Source organism: Paenibacillus sabinae T27, from assembly GCF_000612505.1.
GTDB lineage: Bacteria > Bacillota > Bacilli > Paenibacillales > Paenibacillaceae > Paenibacillus_AQ > Paenibacillus_AQ sabinae.
This window is the reverse complement of record NZ_CP004078.1, coordinates 3454181-3474409: the sequence shown is the minus strand read 5'-3', so window position 1 is coordinate 3474409 and position 20229 is coordinate 3454181. Positions and strand designations below refer to the sequence as shown.

Annotated in this window: 25 protein-coding genes; all 25 read left to right on the top strand. The window is 54.8% G+C overall.

Annotated features, from left to right (window positions below; all coding sequences use genetic code 11):
- Positions 1-11 precede the first annotated feature (11 nt).
- The 25 genes from rpsA (at position 12) to aroH (ending at position 20064) form a co-directional block, all read left to right on the top strand.
- Positions 12-1301 carry a 30S ribosomal protein S1 gene (gene rpsA, locus PSAB_RS16020; protein ID WP_025335600.1) on the top strand — a complete coding sequence of 430 codons (1290 nt, stop codon included), beginning with the start codon at positions 12-14 and terminating at the stop codon, positions 1299-1301.
- Positions 1302-1443: 142 nt separating this feature from the next.
- Positions 1444-2766 (top strand): ribosome biogenesis GTPase Der, encoded by a 1323-nt coding sequence (der, locus tag PSAB_RS16015; RefSeq protein ID WP_025335599.1) that lies wholly within the window; start codon positions 1444-1446, stop codon positions 2764-2766.
- Between the two features lie 12 nt (positions 2767-2778).
- Positions 2779-3396 (top strand): glycerol-3-phosphate 1-O-acyltransferase PlsY, encoded by a 618-nt coding sequence (plsY, locus tag PSAB_RS16010; protein ID WP_025335598.1) that lies wholly within the window; start codon positions 2779-2781, stop codon positions 3394-3396.
- On the top strand, positions 3389-4429 hold the full coding sequence (locus PSAB_RS16005; protein ID WP_025335597.1) for an NAD(P)H-dependent glycerol-3-phosphate dehydrogenase: 1041 nt from the start codon (positions 3389-3391) through the stop codon (positions 4427-4429). Before plsY ends, PSAB_RS16005 begins: the two co-directional genes overlap by 8 nt.
- Positions 4430-4509: 80 nt before the next feature.
- Complete coding sequence (locus PSAB_RS16000) at positions 4510-4785, top strand: stage VI sporulation protein F (protein ID WP_025335596.1); 276 nt, start codon at positions 4510-4512, stop codon at positions 4783-4785.
- Between the two features lie 108 nt (positions 4786-4893).
- On the top strand, positions 4894-5073 hold the full coding sequence (locus PSAB_RS15995; RefSeq protein WP_025335595.1) for a DUF2768 family protein: 180 nt from the start codon (positions 4894-4896) through the stop codon (positions 5071-5073).
- 78 nt (positions 5074-5151) lie between these two features.
- Complete coding sequence (locus PSAB_RS15990) at positions 5152-5751, top strand: hypothetical protein (RefSeq protein ID WP_144240527.1); 600 nt, start codon at positions 5152-5154, stop codon at positions 5749-5751.
- A 53-nt stretch (positions 5752-5804) separates the two neighbouring features.
- Entirely contained in the window at positions 5805-6173 is a 369-nt protein-coding gene (locus PSAB_RS15985) for a 2Fe-2S iron-sulfur cluster-binding protein (protein ID WP_025335593.1), read from the top strand.
- Between the two features lie 55 nt (positions 6174-6228).
- The gene (locus tag PSAB_RS15980) at positions 6229-6951 is read left to right on the top strand and encodes a DUF3939 domain-containing protein (RefSeq protein WP_038595990.1); all 723 of its coding nucleotides are present in this window, start codon (positions 6229-6231) and stop codon (positions 6949-6951) included.
- A gap of 464 nt (positions 6952-7415) precedes the next feature.
- Entirely contained in the window at positions 7416-8894 is a 1479-nt protein-coding gene (spoIVA, locus tag PSAB_RS15975) for a stage IV sporulation protein A (RefSeq protein ID WP_025335591.1), read from the top strand.
- A gap of 314 nt (positions 8895-9208) precedes the next feature.
- Positions 9209-9481, top strand: coding sequence for an HU family DNA-binding protein (locus PSAB_RS15970; protein WP_025335590.1), 273 nt, complete (start codon positions 9209-9211; stop codon positions 9479-9481).
- 112 nt (positions 9482-9593) lie between these two features.
- Entirely contained in the window at positions 9594-9842 is a 249-nt protein-coding gene (mtrB, locus tag PSAB_RS15965) for a trp RNA-binding attenuation protein MtrB (protein WP_025335589.1), read from the top strand.
- A gap of 120 nt (positions 9843-9962) precedes the next feature.
- Positions 9963-10508, top strand: coding sequence for a hypothetical protein (locus PSAB_RS15960; protein ID WP_025335588.1), 546 nt, complete (start codon positions 9963-9965; stop codon positions 10506-10508).
- Positions 10509-10641: 133 nt separating this feature from the next.
- The gene (locus tag PSAB_RS15955; protein ID WP_025335587.1) at positions 10642-11508 is read left to right on the top strand and encodes a heptaprenyl diphosphate synthase component 1; all 867 of its coding nucleotides are present in this window, start codon (positions 10642-10644) and stop codon (positions 11506-11508) included.
- 8 nt (positions 11509-11516) lie between these two features.
- Positions 11517-12263, top strand: coding sequence for a demethylmenaquinone methyltransferase (locus PSAB_RS15950; RefSeq protein ID WP_025335586.1), 747 nt, complete (start codon positions 11517-11519; stop codon positions 12261-12263).
- On the top strand, positions 12256-13131 hold the full coding sequence (locus tag PSAB_RS15945) for a UbiA-like polyprenyltransferase (protein WP_025335585.1): 876 nt from the start codon (positions 12256-12258) through the stop codon (positions 13129-13131). Before PSAB_RS15950 ends, PSAB_RS15945 begins: the two co-directional genes overlap by 8 nt.
- Positions 13128-13730, top strand: a complete 603-nt coding sequence (locus tag PSAB_RS15940; RefSeq protein ID WP_025335584.1) for a UbiX family flavin prenyltransferase — start codon at positions 13128-13130, stop codon at positions 13728-13730. The genes PSAB_RS15945 and PSAB_RS15940 overlap by 4 nt, the downstream gene beginning before the upstream one ends.
- Before the next feature lie 5 nt (positions 13731-13735).
- Positions 13736-14596 carry a menaquinone biosynthetic enzyme MqnA/MqnD family protein gene (locus tag PSAB_RS15935; RefSeq protein WP_025335583.1) on the top strand — a complete coding sequence of 287 codons (861 nt, stop codon included), beginning with the start codon at positions 13736-13738 and terminating at the stop codon, positions 14594-14596.
- Positions 14593-15561, top strand: coding sequence for a polyprenyl synthetase family protein (locus tag PSAB_RS15930; protein WP_025335582.1), 969 nt, complete (start codon positions 14593-14595; stop codon positions 15559-15561). The genes PSAB_RS15935 and PSAB_RS15930 overlap by 4 nt, the downstream gene beginning before the upstream one ends.
- Before the next feature lie 124 nt (positions 15562-15685).
- On the top strand, positions 15686-16129 hold the full coding sequence (ndk, locus tag PSAB_RS15925) for a nucleoside-diphosphate kinase (protein WP_025335581.1): 444 nt from the start codon (positions 15686-15688) through the stop codon (positions 16127-16129).
- Between the two features lie 29 nt (positions 16130-16158).
- Positions 16159-16959, top strand: a complete 801-nt coding sequence (locus PSAB_RS15920; protein ID WP_038595985.1) for a CheR family methyltransferase — start codon at positions 16159-16161, stop codon at positions 16957-16959.
- Positions 16960-17067: 108 nt separating this feature from the next.
- Positions 17068-17229 (top strand): hypothetical protein, encoded by a 162-nt coding sequence (locus tag PSAB_RS25975; RefSeq protein WP_193373900.1) that lies wholly within the window; start codon positions 17068-17070, stop codon positions 17227-17229.
- A gap of 195 nt (positions 17230-17424) precedes the next feature.
- Positions 17425-18594 carry a chorismate synthase gene (gene aroC, locus PSAB_RS15910; RefSeq protein WP_025335578.1) on the top strand — a complete coding sequence of 390 codons (1170 nt, stop codon included), beginning with the start codon at positions 17425-17427 and terminating at the stop codon, positions 18592-18594.
- 1 nt (position 18595) lies between these two features.
- The gene (aroB, locus tag PSAB_RS15905; protein WP_025335577.1) at positions 18596-19699 is read left to right on the top strand and encodes a 3-dehydroquinate synthase; all 1104 of its coding nucleotides are present in this window, start codon (positions 18596-18598) and stop codon (positions 19697-19699) included.
- Positions 19693-20064 (top strand): chorismate mutase, encoded by a 372-nt coding sequence (gene aroH / locus PSAB_RS15900; RefSeq protein WP_025335576.1) that lies wholly within the window; start codon positions 19693-19695, stop codon positions 20062-20064. The genes aroB and aroH overlap by 7 nt, the downstream gene beginning before the upstream one ends.
- Positions 20065-20229 lie beyond the last annotated feature (165 nt).

Below are 20229 nucleotides of genomic sequence, written 5' to 3'. Positions count from 1 at the left end.
AGGGTAATCACATGTCTGAAGAAATAAGAAATCAGGAAGCTGCGGAGACTGTGGAAAACAATGAATCCGTAGAAGCGGTAGATTCCGCTGCGAACAATCAAGAGGAAGTGGCAAACCAGGATGAGCTGGAGCAAATCATTTCCTTGAAAAAGGGCGACACCGTGAAAGGAACGATCGTCAAAATCGAAGATAACCAGGCTTATGTCAGCATTGGATATAAATATGACGGTGTCATTCCGATTCGCGAATTGTCCTCTGTTCAGCTCGACAATGCCGCTTCGGCAGTCGAAGTAGGACAAGAAGTGGAATGCAAGGTTGTCAGCATCAACGACAACAAGGAAAGTCTTATTCTTTCCAAACGCGCTGTGGACAGCGAGAAATCCTGGGATGATCTGGAGAAGTATTACAATTCCCAGGAAGCCTTCGAAGTTACCGTCGCCGACGTTGTCAAAGGCGGTCTGGTTGCTGACGTGGGCGCGCGCGGATTTATTCCGGCTTCCATGGTTGAGCGTCATTTCGTTGAAGATTTCAGCGATTACAAAGGACGTACACTGCGCGTCAAAGTGAAAGAGCTTGACCGTGAGAACGGTAAAGTTATTCTTTCCGCCAAAGAAGTGCTCGAAGAAGAATTCGAAGCCAACAAGCAAAGAATTATGTCCGAGCTTTCCGAAGGCCAAATTATCGAAGGTACGGTTCAGCGTCTGACTCAATTCGGCGCGTTCGTCGATGTAGGCGGCGTTGACGGTCTGGTACACGTGTCCGAAATCGCTTGGACCCATGTCGACAAGCCTGCCGATGTTATCTCCGAAGGCGATAAGGTACGTGTGAAGGTACTGAAAGTCGATCCGGAAAAAGGTAAGATCAGCCTGAGCATCAAAGCGGCACTGCCGGGTCCTTGGGATACGGCTTCCGACAAAATCCATATCGGCGATGTGGTAACTGGCGAAGTTAAACGCCTTGTTAACTTTGGCGCGTTCGTTGAGCTGTTCCCTGGCGTTGAAGGTCTCGTGCACATCTCCCAAATTTCCCATAAGCACATCGGCACGCCGCATGAAGTGCTTAAGGAAGGGCAAGAAGTTCAAGTTAAGGTTCTGGATTTCAATCCGTCGGAGAAGCGCGTTTCCCTGAGCATCAAGGAAACGGAAGAAGCTCCAGCGCCTAGCGCCAAGCCGGAGAGAAACAGAGATCGGGCGCCTAAAGAAGTGCTTGACAACCCTAACGTTTCGCTTAGCAACCAAGGGCTCAGCTTCACGCTGGCCGAACGTTTCGGCGACAAACTGGACAAATTCAAGGAGAAATAATTCCTCTTTTTGTCTGACATAACGGGTATACTTATCGGCGAACCCTTTAGTTAAGGGTTCGCCGATTGTGTTTTCGGGCGTTAGCCAAAGGTAAGCTTTTTTGCTATGATGGGAAACGTAAGACAGACAGGAGGAATGAAACATGGCAAGACCCGTTGTGGCCATCGTAGGGAGGCCTAATGTCGGGAAATCGACGATCTTCAACCGGCTGATCGGTGATCGGCTGGCTATAGTCGAGGATAAACCCGGAATCACCCGGGACCGGATATACGGCGTAGCCGAGTGGAACGGCAAGGCGTTCAGCGTAATCGATACGGGCGGTATTGAAATCGATGGCGAGGACATGATCCTAAAGTCCATCCGCGTACAGGCGGAGCTGGCGATCGAGGAAGCGGACCTTATTGTATTCATGTGCGAAGCGAAGAGCGGACTCACGAATGCGGACGAAGAAGTCGCCCAGCTGCTGTTCCGGTCGGGCAAGTCGGTGATTCTGGCTATCAATAAAGTGGACAATATGAAGCGGGCCGAGGACATCTATGAATTCTACAGCCTCGGATTCGGCGACCCGATCGGTATTTCCGGCAGCCACGGCACCGGAATCGGCGATCTGCTGGATGCGGTTACGGAGCGGCTGCCGGAGCCCAAGGAAGAAGAGTATGACGAGGATGTCATCCGCGTTGCGCTGATCGGACGCCCGAATGTGGGGAAATCGTCGCTGGTCAACGCCATCCTCGGCGAGGAGCGCGTTATTGTCAGCAATGTGGCGGGCACGACCCGCGACGCGATCGATACACCGTTCGAACAGGATGGACAGCGATATGTTCTGATTGATACCGCTGGTATGCGCAAGCGCGGCAAGGTGTATGAAACGACCGAGAAATACAGCGTGATGCGCGCCATGCGGGCAATTGAACGGGCGGATGTTGTACTGGTCGTCATTAACGGCGAGGAAGGCATTATCGACCAGGATAAGCATATCGCGGGTTATGCCCACGATGCCGGCAAGGCCTCGATATTTGTGGTTAATAAATGGGATGCCGTCGAGAAAGACGACAAGACAATGCAGCATTTTGAGAACAAGATCCGCGACCATTTTCTGTTCATGACCTATGCGCCGGTTGTCTTTCTGTCCGCGCTCACGAAGCAGCGCCTGCAGAAGCTGCTGCCTGTCGTGCAGCATGTCGCGCAGCAGCACTCTCTCCGCATCGCCACGCATCTGCTCAACGATGTCGTGTCGGATGCCGTTGCGATCAACCCGCCGCCGACAGACAAGGGCCGCCGTCTTCGTATCAATTATGTGACGCAGGTGGCCGTGAAGCCGCCGACGATTGTTGTATTTGTAAATGATCCGTCACTGATGCACTTCTCCTACGAGCGTTATCTGGAGAACAAAATCCGCGGTGCGTTCGATTTTCAGGGCACGCCGATCCGAATCTTTACAAGGCGTAAATCCGACGATGAATAGGGGAGAAGAAGCGTGGCGTTAGAGATTGTGGTTATTGTAATCAGCTATTTGCTCGGCTCCATCAGCTTTAGCGTACTGCTGGCGAGACTGCTTAAGGGAATTGATATCAGGCAGTACGGTAGCGGAAATGCCGGGGCAACCAACACGCTGCGGGTGCTTGGAACAGGCCCCGCCATACTGGTGCTTGTTCTCGATGTGCTCAAAGGCATTGTTGCTGTTTGGCTTGGGGTGTGGGCCGCAGGCTGGGGAAGCGGTGTCGCGGCCGCATGCGGTATCGCAGCCATTATCGGGCATAACTGGCCGCTTTATTTTCATTTCAAAGGCGGTAAAGGGATCGCGACGACGATCGGCGTCATGGCGACGCTGGCCTTTTTTCCCGCGCTGTATGCCGGAATTATCGCCATTCTGTCCATCGTTATTACCCGTTACGTGTCGCTCGGGTCTCTTCTGTACGTTGCACTGACGCCGGTGTTCCTGCTGATCACCGGGTTTACATATCCGGTGCTGTGGACGAGCCTCGTCATCGCCGTCTTTGCATTCTGGCGGCACCGGACGAATATAATTAAAATTGCGCAGCGGCGCGAGAATAAAATCGGCTCCAAACCCAAAGGAGGGAAACGCGTTGTCTGACAAAGTCGCCGTACTGGTCGCGGGCAGTTGGGGAACAGCGCTGGCAAGCGTTCTGGCAGCGAACCATCCGGAGATATATTTGTGGACGCGAAATCAAGCTCAGGCTGACGAAATCAATACGGCCCACACGAACGAGCATTATTTGCCCGGCGTCTTTCTGCCTAAGGGCATTATTGCCACGACCAATATGGAAGAAGCGGTTACTGACGCAAAGGCGGTCGTAATTGTGGCTCCTTCTTCGGCCATGCGCCAGGTAACCCGCAGTCTGAAGGCTTATTGGAAGGAAGATATGCTGTGTGTTCATGCGACCAAAGGCTTCGAGACGGAGACAATGAAACGGATGTCCACGGTGATCGCCGAGGAGCTGGGATGCGAGGAGGGACGCATTGTCGTCTTATCCGGTCCGAGTCATGCGGAGGAGGTCGTCCGCCATTGCCCGACAACAGTCGTCGTCGCATCACTGGATGAGAACGCCGCGAAACAGGCACAGGATCTGTTCATGAACAACGACTTCCGGGTCTACACGAACCGGGATATGGTTGGGGTTGAACTAGCGGGAGCGCTCAAGAACATCATTGCGCTTGGCGCGGGAATGTCCGACGGTATCGGTTACGGCGATAATGCCAAAGCTGCGCTGATTACCCGGGGGATCGCCGAGATTTCCCGTGTGGGCGTTGAGCTCGGTGCGAATCCCCTGACCTTCGCCGGACTGGCCGGAATTGGCGACCTTGTTGTAACCGCGACAAGCAAGCACAGCCGGAATTGGCGGGCCGGTTCCATGCTCGGGCAGGGCAAACCGCTGGATGAGGTGCTGGAGTCGATGGGCATGGTGGTGGAAGGAATCCGCACGACCCAGGCGGCTTATGCCATCTCGGCCAAACTGGGTGTGCAAATGCCGATTACGGATCAAATTTATCATGTGCTGTTCCTCGGACGGAGTCCGCGGGAAGCGGTCGAAGCGCTGATGGGACGCGATCCGAAGGCCGAACTGGAGTCCATTTCACAAGAAACCTGGGAGCAGTGGCATACCTGAAGCATACTTGGGATACGCCCAACACCTTTCGCCTGTTAGCCTCATATGCTGTATGGGGACTGACGGAGGAGGGATACGAAATGAATCGAAATTTTCCCAAGAACGCATTGAACGCCATCAATAAAAAGGCGGGCAAAAATATCACAGAAGGCGCTGTGAAAAAACTGGCCAGTACGGTCAAACCGGGAACGCTGCAAAGTGAAGCCCAGCTCCGCCAATTGATCAAGCAGGTGTCCGCGATGGCCAAAGTGCCTGTGAGCGAAGACACGATCAAAGATATTATCGGTGCGGTGAAAAAGACCGGAACGAATCCGAGCAGCCTGGAAAGCTTAGTGAAGATGATGATGAAAAAATAAGAGTACCCATGATAAGAGAGCGGAAGGACCGACCGGTTCCGATGCTCTTTTTTTTCGTCCGTGTTATAATGAATATACTTACAATTCCAGCTGAATGGAGGCGTACGTATGGACCCGATGTCGAAAATGTGGCTGTCTCTCATTGCCATTTTGATTATGGGGTTGTCCGTATTTCTTATTACATTTGCCCGCAGCAGGACGAAGGGCCTCTTGCGCGGCGTGTTGTCTGTCATCGCCTTTGTGATTATGCTGCTTGGGCTGCTTGGCGGCGCGGCCTCAATTATGTAAGCCGTTACATATTTCGGATTGAATCGGTTCACGATTTTTGATGGAATGGGGCGTGGGGATATGCTGGACGGAAATACAATGCCACTCGAATTGCGTCAGGATCTTGTACAGGCGTTAGGCGCATTAAGCGCTGCGGGAGAGGGAAACCCGCCGTTATGGCTGCTGGGAGGGAGCTGCGGATTGCTGCTGCACCAAGTGCCGCTGACCGCGCCTCCCCGGGATATAGATGTGTATGCGGATCTGGATGCGGCAAGCAGGCTTCACACGGCTTTAAGACGTTATGCCTGCGGAGAGCCTGCGGAGGACTGGAGCCGCGGCTGTTACTCGCTGATCGGCCATTACCGGCTGGATAATTATCATCTGGAGCTCGTATGCGGGTTCGAGGTGTGCAGCGGTCCGTCGAAGTATGTTGTGGAGGCGGAGGTTTTGCGGGGGAACGCGCCTGAGGTGGATTACCCCGGTATTGGAAAGCTATGCCTGATGCCGCTGGCTCATGAATTTGTATTCAACGTGCTTCGCGGACGAAGAGACCGGTTTGAGGCGATCGCCGCTGTCATGAGACAAGATTTGCCGGCCCATCTGCCTTTGCTGCAAAAACTGATCCGCCGCAATTCGTTGGAGCATTCCCATATCGGGCTGCTTGGCGAACTGTTAGGCTTAACTGCGCTTTGTTCATAAGAGCCATTTTAAAATGAATCAAACAGTAAACAGTAGGAGGAAATAGGGCATTCATGAAACCGCAAAAAAGATATAAGGTCACCTTTTTGCCTGAAGGAAAGCAGACCGAGGCCGCAAAAGGACTTTCGCTGCTGGAAGCGGCGCGGAGGGCGGGCGTCAAGCTTGCAACCCGGTGCGGCGGCAAAGCCGGATGCCTCATGTGCAAGGTCCGGGTGGACGCGCAGGAAGCCGGAGCGGTGAAACCGCCCGGAGATGCCGAGCGCCGGAAGCTGGGCAGCCAACTGGACGAAGGCGTACGGCTTGCCTGTCAGGCCGAGGTCTGGGGCGACGTCCGGGTAACCGTTCCGGAGGACCCGCTTAAAGCCGCTGTTCGCCGCAGGCTGGAAGAAGCCCGCCGGGAACGGGAAGATGAACTGTGGTGAGAATACGAGAGGAAGGATGCTTGGCTTGGTGAGATTCATTCGGGGAGGCATTCCAATGTCATTGCGCGCCGGGTTGCTGGGTACGCTGATCCTTGCTCTATTGCTGCCCGGTTGTATGTATCCCGGAAGGGAGAGCGGCGGTTCAACTGTCAGTTACCGGGAAAGCGTCAAACGGATTCAGACCGCTGTCGACGACTATTACCGGGACGAAGGCTTGCTTCCGATTATGAATGCCGACGAGACAACGCCAAGATTTGAGAAATTCCGGATTGATCTGGACAAGCTGAACCAAAAGGGTTATCTGGACAATATTCCGGCGACGGCCTTCGAAAAAGGCGGAACCGCCTGCTTTTTGCTGCTGGATGAGGAGAAGAATCCGACGGTCAAAGTCATGGATCTCGTCACCGTCCAAGCGGTGAATGATGTCCAGCGTAAGGTGAATCTATACCGTTCGTCCCACGGCGGTCAGCTGCCTGCTGCAGAAGAGGTATATCCCGGACTGTATTCGGTTGACGGGAAAAAGGCCGGAACGGAAAATCTGAAGCTGACGAGCGTGTACTCCGGTGAGGAGATGGGTTACATCATGGACCGGGCCGGTAGTGTTTATGCGGATTATGTGCTTGATATTATGACTGCGGTGGACAAAGGGTCGGCACATCCCGCTCCGGATGAGGATCTGCGATCGTATCTGCTGGATAATTCCTGGTTTGTTCCCGTCAAGTCGCTCCCGTACTACTGGTCGGGAGGGCAGCCCGTTCCCCGTCCTTCTTCCAATTAAATTAAAGAGGCGGACTAACCCAATAAAAGTATTTTGCGCAAAAGGCGGTTTTCCGGGAGGGAGCCGTCTTTTTCGCGTTGTCCCTAAAGCCATCGTTTGTCCACAACTCCTTTTCCGAAGAGTTCTACTCCGGGCGGCATCCTCATATACATGACTAGAAAGCTTCCGGGCGCCGGGAACGACTGCCGCGTAATTGCTATTCAAGGAGGAACAACCTTCAAATTGCGTGAAAGCAGGTCATAAATCCGCAATGGGTACATATGATGATACTAGTCCAAATGCATGTCCGAGCGTTCTTGAGTTTACCGCGGGGCAAAAGCTTACGGATCTTACGGACCAAGCTTCAGCCGGGCAGTGCGAAGTCCGGTTCATGGCTCTTTTTAGGCGATGGACACCGGCGGCAAGCGCGAAGTCGATGCTCTTCAGGCATTTTTCTTCGGAAGTATATGAGGAGGGGATCTCTTTTGGAAAAAGTGGATATTTTCAAGGACATTGCCGAACGTACCGGCGGAGACATCTATCTGGGAGTCGTCGGCGCGGTCCGGACGGGGAAATCGACCTTTATTAAGCGCTTCATGGAAACAATCGTACTGCCCAACATCACAAGCGAGGCGGACCGCGTGCGTGCTGTGGATGAGCTGCCGCAGAGCGCGGCGGGCAAGACGATTATGACAACCGAACCGAAGTTCGTTCCGAATAATGCGGTTCAGATCAAAGTCGCCGAGGGACTGGAGGTCAATGTCAGGCTTGTGGATTGCGTCGGCTATGCGGTCGATGGCGCCAAGGGTTATGAGGATGAGAACGGTCCGCGGATGATCTCCACGCCGTGGTTCGAAGAACCGATTCCCTTCCAGGAAGCTGCGGAGATCGGCACGCGCAAAGTGATTCAGGAGCATTCGACGCTGGGCGTCGTCGTCACGACAGACGGCAGCGTGGCGGAGATTCCGCGCAGCTCCTATGTGGATTCGGAAGAACGCGTCGTGGCAGAGCTGAAGGAGGTCGGCAAGCCGTTCGTGCTCGTCATCAACTCGACCCGGCCGAGAAGCGACGAGACCCAGCAGCTCCGCTCCGAGCTTGCCGCCAAATATGATATCCCGGTTATGACGCTTAGCGCAGCCACCATGACAGAAGAAGACGTGACCGGCGTGCTGCGTGAAGTATTGTATGAATTCCCCGTGCATGAAGTGAACGTCAATCTGCCGAGCTGGGTGATGGTGCTTCCCGAAAATCACTGGCTCCGCAGCAATTACGAGAATTCGGTGCGCGATACGGTCAAGGATATCCGCCGGCTGCGCGACGTCGATCGGCTCGTTAGCCAGTTTGCGGAATATGATTTTATCGATAAAGCCGGTCTGAGCGGCATGAACATGGGGCAGGGTGTAGCGGAAATTGACCTGTACGCTCCCGAAGAACTGTACGATCAGGTCCTGATGGAGGTGGTCGGCGTCGAAATCCGCGGCAAGGACCATCTGCTGCAGCTGATGCAGGAGTTCTCCCATGCCAAGCGGGAATACGACAGGTTCTCGGAAGCGCTGGAGATGGTCAAGACGACCGGCTACGGTATTGCGGCGCCTTCTCTGGCAGAAATGGCGCTTGACGAGCCGGAGTTGATCCGCCAGGGTACCCGCTTCGGAGTTCGGCTGAAGGCAACGGCGCCGTCCATCCATATGATCCGCGTCGATGTCGAATCGGAGTTCTCGCCGATTATCGGTACGGAGAAGCAGAGCGAAGAGCTGGTCCGCTACCTGATGCAGGATTTCGAGAACGATCCGATCAAAATTTGGGAGTCGGATATTTTCGGCCGGTCGCTGCACAGCATCGTCCGCGAAGGCATACAGGGCAAAATCGCCATGATGCCGGATAACGCCCGTTACAAGTTGCAGGAAACGCTGGGCCGCATCATCAACGAAGGCTCAGGCGGCCTGATCGCGATTATTCTGTAAGGCGCTTCAAGCGAGCGGAACAACAAAGGAATAGAAAGAGCGGGACCACGGCGTCCCGCTCTTTTTTTTGGGCAGTCAAGGGCGAGACCTCATCTTTTGGGGCTGTGGGATAAGGATTGAAGCCGCAGGAAATCATTTCAGCTTGTTTTTTTAGGAACGCCTTGAAATTATGGATGGCCTGTATTACTATAAATTTGTTGCGCATCCGGGGAAGGATGCTGTAATGTTTCACTTTACGAAATAATCACGTATATTTTACGTTGAAACGGAAACAGTGAACAATAAGGGAGAATTAGCCAGGGAGGTGAGAAGAAATGAATAAATCTGATTTGATTAATCAAGTGACGGAAGCAACTGAACTTCCCAAGAAGGATGTTACCAAAGCGGTAGACGCCGTTTTTGAGGCGATTACAGCAGCATTGCAGGATGGGGACAAAGTACAGCTGGTCGGATTTGGAAACTTCGAAGTCCGCGAGCGTTCCGCACGTAAAGGTCGCAATCCGCAAACCGGTGAAGAAATCGAAATTCCTTCCAGCAAAGTTCCGGCATTCAAACCGGGCAAAGCGCTTAAAGACGGAATTAAATAAGATTTCTACATATCCGTACTATAATCTTGATTTTAAGCATCATGCCGCCCTTCCAGGCGGCATTTGTTTTTAGGAGCGGGAAGCGGCACGTTACGAAGAGAGGAGATTAGCGATGAGCGACAGCAAGAACGCGGCCGGCCTGGATTCGCCGGCCGGCGATTATATCGTGATCAAAGCCAAAGAGAACGGCGTTCAGGTGATCGGACTGACGAGAGGCCTGGATACCCGGTTTCATCATACCGAAAAGCTCGACAAGGGTGAGGTGATGATTGCCCAGTTTACCGATCTTACCTCAGCGATGAAAATCCGCGGCAAGGCGGAGATAATGACCAAGCACGGACAATTGGAAAGCGGGATCTGAACCAGCAGGCATAGCCTGCTTTTTTTTGACATATAAGAAGGTATAGGTTGTAGTATCGGAGTGGTGACCTTATTGTGCTATGCGCAGACAATGCCGCAAGGTGTAAAGGGGGATGAACAGATGAACCGGACCTGGTGGATCGGAGCGGCGATGCTGCTTACAGCGGCGTCTGCTGTCCTGCTTCCGAAGCTGGAGAGCCTTCATTCTTCCGAGCTGCGCGCCCACGGAACGGTGGAAACCTTATCGCCCGGATCAAGCGGCGTCGTACTGAGCAACCGGAATCTGGTCGATGCGGTGGGCAGCCTGACATTATCCCTGCCGATTGGCAGCGTGGATTGGGAGGACGGCGTGCTGTCGCTGGATTTGAAGGTGACGGACAGCAGTCTCCAGCCGAAGGAAGTGTACGCCGCTATGGCCAAGACATTTGATTTTGCATTCCGGAATACGGAAAATGTCGACCAGGTGATGCTGAGAGTCATCGCGGAGGACAAATGGCTGGGCACGGCCCGCCTGCTGCTGGCTGCGGACGCCAGACGCCGTGAACTGTCTCCCGAGCTGCTGGGAGAACTTGAGATGACGGATAATGTTCCGCTCCCGGAACCGCTCATGGCGGCTTTTCGGATAAGCGAATCCAACCTGTGGAAAAATCAGTTCATTGGTCCCTAATCCGGGTAAAAAGGTACTAAGAGGCTTGAAGCAGCGCGGGTACAGGGCCGTGCGCCACCCCAAAACATGTGCTATAATAGACAAGATTGTGAACAAACGATCGGTCATACTTTATATTGGCTCGGAGGCTCGAATGAAACCGTACCGCATACCGCAACTGGCTAAATCTTATACGGACTACGACATGATTCAGCGGCATACGGAACTGCCGCCATTTTCGGATGCCCGGGGATCGTTGTTATATATATTTCTGAACCATGGCGCGGCCCGGCAGCCCGGCGCAGAGCTGTATACGCTCGTTACCGGTCTTGTGCAGCTGGGATTGGACACCCATGAGTCGATTGACCTTCCGGCGGGAGCTCCGGGAGAGGATTCCATGCGCCCTCGGCAGCTCAGAGTGCTGGCCGGAGATTATTTCAGCAGCTGGTTCTACCACCTTTTGGCCAAGAGCGGCGAAGTCGGGGTCATCGGGACATTAAGCTCGGCGATCGCCGAGTTTAATGTGCTTAAAGCCCGACTGTACAGCAAGGCCAAAGAGCTGAGGCTGACGGCTGAAGGCTACCTGCAGGATGTGGTGCAGCTGAACATGCGGCTGTTCCGCGCATTTACGCCTTTGATCGACCATCGGCTGACGGACGCGTGGGAGAAACTGCTGTACGAATTCAGCCGCTTCGAGACGGTTGCGCTGGAATTGAAGCGGGGAGTAGCACCCGCCGAGGCGCTGGACGGTTACTGTTACTGGCATCTGCTGGAGGCGGGTAGCGAAGACGAGAGACGGCAGCTTCGGGAACGGAAGCTTGAGCCCCCGGACTGGAAGAAGCTGAAGATGAAGTATAAATGCGATTCACTGCTGACGGACAAGCTTCATCAGGCGGTGGAATCCATTCAGGGAATCATTCAGGAGCTCAGGGACGAAAGCCTGATCCGCGAGCTGCGGGCGGCGCTCGACCGCTTCCTTCTGCAGGCGAAAATTACGGGACAAGCAGCAGGGGAGGCATAAGACATTTCATGAACAAATCAACGGTAACCGGCGATAACGGAGTCAAGCCGAAGGAACAATATGTGCACTCCGTATTTGAGAAAATCGCCGGAAAGTATGATACGATGAACGATATTCTCAGCTTCAGGCGCCATAAAACCTGGAGACGGTTCGCCATGGACAAAATGGCGATGCGCCGCGGCGATACCGCCGTAGACTTATGCTGCGGCACCTGCGACTGGAGCATCGCGATGGCGGAGACGAGCGAGACCGGCGAAGTCATCGGGCTCGATTTCAGCGAGGGCATGCTTGCCGTAGGCCGCCGGAAGGTGGAGGAGCGCGGGCTCGAAGACCGGATTACGCTGGTGCAGGGCAACGCGATGAATCTTCCGTTCGGAGACTGCTCGTTCGATTACGCGACGATCGGCTTCGGTCTCCGCAATGTACCCGACCCCGTCCAGGTGCTTCATGAAATGAAGCGCGTGGTGAAGCCCGGGGGGATGGTCGTCTGTCTGGAATTGTCCAAGCCGACGATACAGCCCTTCAAGGGTATTTATTATTTCTATTTCAGACGGATGCTCCCGCTGCTCGGCAAGCTGTTCGCAAAGAGCTACGAGCAGTACAAATGGCTTCCCGAATCGCTCGCGCTGTTTCCGGACCGCAAGCAGCTGGAGCGGATTTTCCGGGAAACCGGTCTAGAACGTGTCGAATCGTTCCCCTTGACAGGAGGCATCGCTGCATTACACATTGGGCTCAAGGAGAATGTGGATGTTTAAGAAAATCGGTATTTTTCTTCAGATGATCAAGTTTGAACACACGGTTTTTGCTCTTCCGTTTGCCTTTATGGGAGCCTTGCTCGGATCGATGGTCATGTCGGGCTCTCTGCCTTCCTGGCGGGATATCGGCTGGATCATCATTGCCATGTTCGGCGCGCGCAGCGCGGCGATGGGCCTCAACCGGCTGATCGACCGGGTAAGCGATGCTAAGAACCCGCGTACGGCAGGTAGAGCCATTCCTGCGGGACTGCTGAAGGTTGGGGAAGTGATCGCTTTTATCGCTTTTTCCTTCTTCCTGCTGTTCTGGGCAGCTTTCAAGCTGAATCCGCTGTCGGCGAAGCTGCTGCCCATTGCGGTCTTTCTGCTCGTGTTCTATTCTTTTACGAAGCGTTTTACCTGGGCCTGCCATTTAATACTCGGCCTGACGATCGCGCTTGCCCCGCTTGGAGGTTGGGTCGCAGTCACCGGCAAGGTGGACTGGACTGCGATGGTCTTTTATCTCACGATCGTGTTCTGGACGGCCGGCTTTGATGTCATCTATTCCTGCCAGGATGTCGAGTTCGACAGGAAGGAAGGGCTTCACTCCATCCCGGTCCGGTTCGGCGTTGCAGGAGCGCTTAAGATCGCCAAGGTGTTTCATATCTTGACCGGTCTTGGTTTTATCTCGCTGCTGTTTCTGGCCCATTTGAGCTGGTGGTACATTGCCGGCATGGTGATCGCTTATATTATTTTGTTCTATGAGCACCATATCGTGTCGCCGAATGATTTGAGCCGGCTGCAGACGGCGTTCTTTACAATGAACGGGGTGCTCAGCATCGTGGTATTTTCCTTTACTTTGATTGACTTGGTGGTGCAGACTTACAAATGAGCATTTCAGGCTCCAAAGGATTCGTTGTTGGGATTACGGGGGCGAGCGGCGCCATTTACGGCGTACGCCTGGCGGAAACGCTGCTGTCGCTCGGCCGGACGGTGCATCTCGTTATCAGCAATGCGGGCTGGCGCGTTCTCAAGGAAGAGCTGGGCTGGAACGTCTCGGACCGGGAGGGCGTTCTGAATGAACAGTTCAGAGGCCGTCCCGGTTCGTTGTTCTATCATCCCGTCGCTGATATCGGTGCTTCCATTGCAAGCGGCTCCTTCCGGACCGAAGGCATGATCATCATGCCCTGCTCCATGGGAACGCTCTCCGCCGTGGCGAACGGCTCCTCGGACAATTTGATGACCCGAGCGGCCGACGTGATGATGAAGGAAGGGCGTCCGCTCGTGCTGGTGCCGCGGGAGACGCCGCTGCATGCGATACATTTGGAAAATATGCTGAAGCTGTCACGGCTCGGCGTGCGCATTATTCCGGCCATGCCGGCTTTTTATTTCGGGCCGCAAAGCATGGACGACCTGATAAACTTTATGGTCGGTAAGGTGCTGGACAGCTTCGGAATCGATCATGATCTATTTCGCAGATGGGGGGAGTGACTTGCATGAAGAGCGGCGGTCCTGCCATAATCGGCAAAATCAGCTATACCAACTCATGGCCCGTTTATCATCACTTTGATCCTTCCGTTCTATCTTTTCCGGCGCGGATGGTAAGCGAGGTGCCCTCCGTGCTGAACCGGGGCATGGCCTCCGGCGATATCGATGTCGGGGCGCTCTCTTCGTTTGCCTTTGCAGAGGCCAGCGACCGGCTGCTGCTGCTGCCGGACTTGTCCGTCAGCTCGGACGGTCCCGTGGGATCGATTTTTCTCTTCTCTAAGGGAACGGTAGAGGAGGCGGCGAACGGCATAATTGCTGTGACGAACACGTCGGCCACCTCGGTGAACCTGCTGAAAATTTTGCTGGAAAAGGCGATAGGCGGCCAGCCCGAGTACATAAGCGCCGAGCCGGATCTGGAGAAGATGATGGAGCGGGCCGACGCTTGTCTCCTGATCGGCGATCACGCCATCCGCGGCATGTGGCAGAATCATCATTATACCGTTACCGATCTGGGAGAGCTATGGAAGTCCTGGACAGGCCTCGGTATGACCTTTGCGGTGTGGGCGGTAAGCCGAAAATCGGCGCGTGAGGTTCCGGAGGCCATCGGCGAGATTTACCGGGCTTTTGCGGAGAGCAAACGGAGCGGGTTAAGAAACCTGGAGCCGGTTGTCCGGGAAGCCTGCGGCCGGATCGGAGGGACTCCCGAGTACTGGTACGGTTATTTCCGCAATTTATGTTATGATTTTGGAGAAAGGCAGCAGGAAGGCCTGAATCTCTACTTCCGGTATGCCTACGAGATGGGATTGCTGCCCCGGAAGGTGAAAATGGAGTTTTGGAGCGATAATCTGTTGACACGGGTGAAGGAATGAAACGACTGCAAATGTTCGGCCTGCTGAACAAGGATATGGAAGCCCTCGAAAAGGAGCTGTACCTTAGCGTACAGGGCGACGATCACCTGCTTACGGAGACGTCGCTGCACCTGCTGAAGGCAGGCGGCAAGCGGCTACGACCTGTATTCGTGCTGATGGGCGGCAAATTCGGCACTTACGATCTCGGGAAGCTGAAGCGGGTGGCCATTCCCCTGGAGCTGATTCACAGCGCCTCCCTGGTTCACGACGATGTCATCGACGATGCCGATACGCGGCGCGGCGAGCCGACCGTCAAGGCCAAATGGGGCGACAAAATCGCGATGTATACCGGCGATTACATCTATGCCAAGGCATTGTCCATAGCGGCGGAGCTGCCGAATCCGCGCGTCCACCAGATTCTCTCCAAGGCGATGGTGGAAATGTCGGTCGGCGAGATGGAGCAGATCCGCGATTTCTTCAACAGCGGGCAGAGCGTCCGTCACTATTTGCGCCGGATCCGGCGCAAAACCGCACTGCTCATCGCTATCAGCTGCCAGCTCGGAGCGTTGGCCGCCGACGCGGAGCCGAAGGTCGCACGGCAGCTCTATAATTACGGCTACAATGTGGGAATGGCTTTCCAGATCCGCGACGATTTACTCGATCTGTCGGGGACGGAGAAGCAGCTCGGCAAACCGCCGGGCAGCGATATGCGCCAGGGCAATATCACCCTGCCGGTCATCTACACGATGGAGGACGAACGGCTTCGAGCCTCTCTTCTGAGCGAGCTGGAGCTTATCCGGGAAGGGCTTTCCGGAGTAGGGAGGGCAATCGACATGATTCTCGCCGGAGACGGCATATCCCGTGCGGAGCAGCTCGCCTCGCGATATATTGAGAAGGCGCTGACGGCGCTCGATAAGCTGCCAGATAACCGCACGAAGGGCAATTTGCGCGACATCGCCCATTTTGTAACCGGCCGGAAGTTCTGACGGTAGCATCAAGGCTTTTTATCAGGATCAGCATTTTGTGAATGCACGGTTAACAGCCGCCCCCTTTTTTGGTAAGATATCGTACAAGACCATCATTCGTAAGGGAAAATGGAGAGTGAACCCTATGGAAAAGACGTATTTGATGATCAAGCCTGACGGCGTGCAGCGCGGTCTGATCGGCCGCATTGTGTCGCGATTTGAGGACAAGGGCTTTAAGCTCGTGGCCGCCAAGCTCATTACGATAACCGATGAACAGGCCAAGCGGCATTACGCGGAGCATGAGGGCAAGGACTTCTTTCCGGGTCTTGTCTCGTTCATTACTTCCGGCCCCGTCTTTGCCATGGTCTGGGAAGGCGACGACGTCATTGCCCTGTCAAGGCTGCTGATCGGCAAAACCAAGGTGGGCGAAGCGCTTCCGGGTACAATCCGCGGAGATTTTGCCAGCCACACGCCGCTCAATCTGATTCACGGTTCCGACTCTCCCGAGAGCGCAGCACGAGAAATCGCCAACTTTTTCGCTCCCGAGGAACTGAATGATTACAAGAAAGATATCGGGGCCTGGATCTGATCCGGGTGACATGACAGGGGTAGATGAGGATGTTGCCTGAACGCGAAGCGCCGGCGGCGGACCCAGATTATACAGGGTTCATTCACAATGTCAATAAAAGTACGGGCATCGACTTGTCACAGTACAAGGAAGCCCAGATGAAGCGGCGTCTGACGACCCTTCGCACGAAGAACGGTTTCCATAGCTTTTCCGACTTTTTTGCTGCGATGCTGAAAGACAAGCAGCTGTTCTACGAATTCCTCGACAGGATGACGATCAACGTCTCTGAATTTTGGCGCAATCCGAACCGTTGGGAAGTGCTGCGCGATCATATTCTGCCCGAACTGCAGGGAAGCGGCAAAAGGCTGAAGCTGTGGAGCGCCGCCTGTTCGACCGGCGAAGAGCCGTATACGCTCGCGATGATTCTGTCCGACAAAAAACTACTGTCCCAGTCGGGCATTCTGGCTACCGATATCGACGATGGCGCGTTGTCCAAGGCACAGAATGGTCTGTACCTGGAGCGTTCGCTGAAGGATGTGCCCAAGGATGTGGCTGCGCGGTATTTTACGCCGGAGGGCCATATATTCAAGGTCAGCGGGGATTTGAAAAAACATATCGATTTCCGCAAGCAGAATCTGCTGCTGGACAAGTTCGATACCGGGTTTGATCTCATTATCTGCCGGAACGTGATGATTTACTTCACGGAAGAAGCGAAGGACAAGCTGTATCACAAGTTCTCGGCCGCTCTTCGCCCGGGCGGCTACCTGTTCGTCGGGAGCACCGAGCAGATTTTCACCCCTTCCAAATACGGATTCGAGTCTACGGAAACGTTCTTCTATCGTAAAAAATAGCCCGGGCACCGCCGGATTCCGGATGCGGGCAGCGCGAGGTATACTTTCGGCCCGATGCAGAGATACTGAATGATAGAGTCAGTATGCCAAGCGAAAGGTCGTTAGGAAATGGATAAAAGCAAGGTGATTGACGCATACCGGCGGGGATTTATCACCGTGAGGGAATGCGGTCAAATTCTCGGTGTGGAGGACGTTCAGCTTCAGCGCCTGCTTCAGCAGGAGGAGAGCAAAACGCCTTGCCCGCAGCAGAGCCAGCATGTCGGGGGGTAATACCGTCCGCTACGTCCAGCTAAAGCGCCGCCCGCTCCTTAAATGGGGTTTGGGCGGCGTTTTTTGTTTAATAATGAAAGAATGGATAAGCTTTGGGCTTTTCTTGTCAAAAGGGATTTCCCTATACTATAATGAGCAAAGGTCATTACGGATTTTAGCAGTTTACAGTTTGAAAGCGCGAAGGGGGAACGCAGCATGAGTTTACGTTATTTAACCGCTGGGGAGACGCACGGTCCCCAGCTTACGGCGATTATTGAAGGTCTGCCCAGCAATCTGCAGCTGGATTTCGAGCAGCTTAATTTTCAATTGCAGCGGCGTCAAAAGGGATACGGCAGAGGCCGCCGCATGCAGATCGAGAAAGACACCGCCCAGATTGTCGGCGGAGTGCGCCACGGCGGCACAACCGGAGCTCCGGTTGCGCTCGTTGTAGAGAATAAAGACTGGACGCACTGGAAGAACATCATGAATGTCGAGCCGATTCCAGGCGCGGACGAGGATAAGCGTCGGGTTAACCGCCCCCGCCCCGGTCATGCGGACCTGAATGGGGGCCTGAAATACAATCAGACGGATTTGCGAAATATTCTGGAGCGTTCCAGCGCACGGGAAACCGCTGCGCGTGTGGCTTGCGGCGCGGTTGCGCGGCAGCTGCTGGAAGCATTCGGCGTAAAGATTGCCGGACAAGTGATCCGGATCGGCGAGATCGAAGCTCCCGCAAACGATCTGCCGATCGACGAGCTGATCGCCCGTACGGAGGAATCCTCGGTCAGAGTCGTGGACAAGGAAACCGAGAAGAAGATGGAAGCCTACATAGACCAGATCAAGGAAGAAGGCGACTCCATCGGCGGGATTGTGGAATGTATTGTTGAAGGGCTCCCCGTTGGCCTGGGCAGCCATGTGCAGTCCGACCGCAAGCTCGACGGCGCTATCGCCGGAGCGGTGGTGTCGATCAACGCCTTCAAGGGCGTGGAGATCGGCATCGGCTTCGAAGCGGGCAAGCTGCGCGGCTCCAAAGTGCATGACGAAATCATGTACGATTCCGGCCGCGGATACTACCGGGCGAGCAACCGGCTCGGCGGCTTTGAAGGCGGCATGACGAATGGCATGCCGGTGGTGGTGCGCGGAGTAATGAAGCCGATTCCGACGCTTTACAAGCCTTTGCAAAGCGTGGATATTGACACGAAAGAGCCATTTACAGCCCAGGTGGAGCGCTCCGACGCATGTGCGGTGCCCGCGGCCTGCGTAGTTTTGGAGAATGTGGTCGCCTGGGAAATCGCCAAGGCGTTCCTGGATAAATTCGGCGGCGATTCCATGGAAGAAATCCGGGCCAATTACAACAACTACCTGGCCCAACTGGAGAGCTATTAATATGCGGAGAATTAATGTAGCTTTGGGTGAACGCTCCTATCCGATTGTGATTGGAAGCGGAATTCTGGAGGGCATTGCCGGCCTGTGCGCGGAAGCCGGATTTCCGGTCCGCAGCCCGCTGCTGATCGTGAGCGACAGCGCGGTGGCCCCTCTGTATCTTTCGGAATTGGAGGAGCGGTTAAAGGCCGGAGGCTACACCGTTGTCAGCCATATCATTCCGGCGGGAGAGGCCTCGAAATCGCTGACCGTCTATGAAGAAGTGATGACGACAGCGATCTCAGCCGGACTGGACCGCAGCTCAGCCGTTCTGGCGCTGGGCGGCGGTGTCGTCGGCGATCTGGCGGGCTTTGTGGCCGCGACCTATATGCGCGGCATCGGCTTCATGCAGATTCCGACAACGATTCTGGCGCACGACAGCAGTGTTGGAGGCAAGGTAGCGGTGAATCATCCGCTGGCGAAAAATATGATCGGGGCGTTCTACCAGCCGAAGATGGTCGTGTATGACCTGAATACGCTGCTGTCGCTTCCTCCGCGCCAGGTGCGTTCCGGCTTGGCCGAAGTCATCAAGCACGGGCTGATCCTGGACCGTGATTTCGCCTATTGGTGCCGGGAGCATGCGGCCGAGCTGCTCGCTCTGGACCCTGAGGCGCTCGGCTACGCGCTGGAGCGCGGCTGCGCGATCAAGGCGGATGTCGTGGGCGAGGATGAAAGGGAGCACGGCCTTCGTGCCATTCTGAATCTGGGACATACGATCGGGCATGCCGTTGAAGCGGTGGGGGGCTACGGAACCTTCCTGCACGGTGAAGCGATCTCCATAGGAATGGCGGGTTCCGCGCTGCTCGCAGCCAAGCTGGGCCGTTCGCGTTCCCTGTACGAGGAGACAGTTTCCCTGCTCAGCTCGCTGGAGCTTCCAACGAGACTCCCGGCAGAATACGGCGAGGAAGAGATTATAGAAGCAATGATGCACGACAAGAAATTCAAGGAAGGCCGGATAACGTTTATCGTTCCCGATGAGATCGGCGCCGTCAGCATTGTGAACGGTGTTGAGGAGTCCGCGGTTCGCGAGGTTATCCGGCAGCTTAAAGAGGAGGGGAGCCCATGGTAAACCGCGGCATCCGCGGAGCGACTACCGTCACCAGCAACGAGGAACAGGAAATTTTGCGGGAAACGGTACTGCTGCTTCGGGAAATGGTCGAACGCAATAACATTATCGCCGAAGATATCTGCAGCGTGTGGATTACGATGACCACTGATCTGGATGCAACTTTCCCGGCTCGGGCCATCCGCGAAATCGAAGGGTGGGAGCTCGTGCCTTTGATGTGCTCGACCGAAATTCCGGTCAAGGGCAGCCTGCCGAAATGCATTCGCCTGATGGTGCAGGTCAATACGGACAAAAGCCAGCGCGAAATCCGTCATGTCTATCTGAACGAGGCGCAGAAGCTGCGTCCGGATTTATCCGAGAGTAAATAACTAACGGTTATTTTCCTACCGAACTTATAAGTTTTCAATGGCCCCGCAATGTACAAGGTATCTTTCTCGAAGCATTGGAGTTCCTTGCGGGGCTGTACTTAAGCTTAGATGACAGGTTTACCGAGGTCTGCATAAGGGAGCTTGCCCGAAAGAGGGCGAGGATTT

Coding starts and splice junctions, on each gene's coding strand:
- rpsA (WP_025335600.1), top strand. CDS start 12: ATGTCTGAAGAAATAAGAAATCAGGAAGCTGCGGAGACTGTGGAAAAC.
- der (WP_025335599.1), top strand. CDS start 1,444: ATGGCAAGACCCGTTGTGGCCATCGTAGGGAGGCCTAATGTCGGGAAA.
- PSAB_RS16000 (WP_025335596.1), top strand. CDS start 4,510: ATGAATCGAAATTTTCCCAAGAACGCATTGAACGCCATCAATAAAAAG.
- PSAB_RS15995 (WP_025335595.1), top strand. CDS start 4,894: ATGGACCCGATGTCGAAAATGTGGCTGTCTCTCATTGCCATTTTGATT.
- PSAB_RS15990 (WP_144240527.1), top strand. CDS start 5,152: ATGCCACTCGAATTGCGTCAGGATCTTGTACAGGCGTTAGGCGCATTA.
- PSAB_RS15985 (WP_025335593.1), top strand. CDS start 5,805: ATGAAACCGCAAAAAAGATATAAGGTCACCTTTTTGCCTGAAGGAAAG.
- PSAB_RS15980 (WP_038595990.1), top strand. CDS start 6,229: ATGTCATTGCGCGCCGGGTTGCTGGGTACGCTGATCCTTGCTCTATTG.
- PSAB_RS15970 (WP_025335590.1), top strand. CDS start 9,209: ATGAATAAATCTGATTTGATTAATCAAGTGACGGAAGCAACTGAACTT.
- mtrB (WP_025335589.1), top strand. CDS start 9,594: ATGAGCGACAGCAAGAACGCGGCCGGCCTGGATTCGCCGGCCGGCGAT.
- PSAB_RS15960 (WP_025335588.1), top strand. CDS start 9,963: ATGAACCGGACCTGGTGGATCGGAGCGGCGATGCTGCTTACAGCGGCG.
- PSAB_RS15955 (WP_025335587.1), top strand. CDS start 10,642: ATGAAACCGTACCGCATACCGCAACTGGCTAAATCTTATACGGACTAC.
- PSAB_RS15950 (WP_025335586.1), top strand. CDS start 11,517: ATGAACAAATCAACGGTAACCGGCGATAACGGAGTCAAGCCGAAGGAA.
- PSAB_RS15945 (WP_025335585.1), top strand. CDS start 12,256: ATGTTTAAGAAAATCGGTATTTTTCTTCAGATGATCAAGTTTGAACAC.
- PSAB_RS15940 (WP_025335584.1), top strand. CDS start 13,128: ATGAGCATTTCAGGCTCCAAAGGATTCGTTGTTGGGATTACGGGGGCG.
- PSAB_RS15935 (WP_025335583.1), top strand. CDS start 13,736: ATGAAGAGCGGCGGTCCTGCCATAATCGGCAAAATCAGCTATACCAAC.
- PSAB_RS15930 (WP_025335582.1), top strand. CDS start 14,593: ATGAAACGACTGCAAATGTTCGGCCTGCTGAACAAGGATATGGAAGCC.
- ndk (WP_025335581.1), top strand. CDS start 15,686: ATGGAAAAGACGTATTTGATGATCAAGCCTGACGGCGTGCAGCGCGGT.
- PSAB_RS15920 (WP_038595985.1), top strand. CDS start 16,159: ATGTTGCCTGAACGCGAAGCGCCGGCGGCGGACCCAGATTATACAGGG.
- PSAB_RS25975 (WP_193373900.1), top strand. CDS start 17,068: ATGGATAAAAGCAAGGTGATTGACGCATACCGGCGGGGATTTATCACC.
- aroC (WP_025335578.1), top strand. CDS start 17,425: ATGAGTTTACGTTATTTAACCGCTGGGGAGACGCACGGTCCCCAGCTT.
- aroB (WP_025335577.1), top strand. CDS start 18,596: ATGCGGAGAATTAATGTAGCTTTGGGTGAACGCTCCTATCCGATTGTG.
- aroH (WP_025335576.1), top strand. CDS start 19,693: ATGGTAAACCGCGGCATCCGCGGAGCGACTACCGTCACCAGCAACGAG.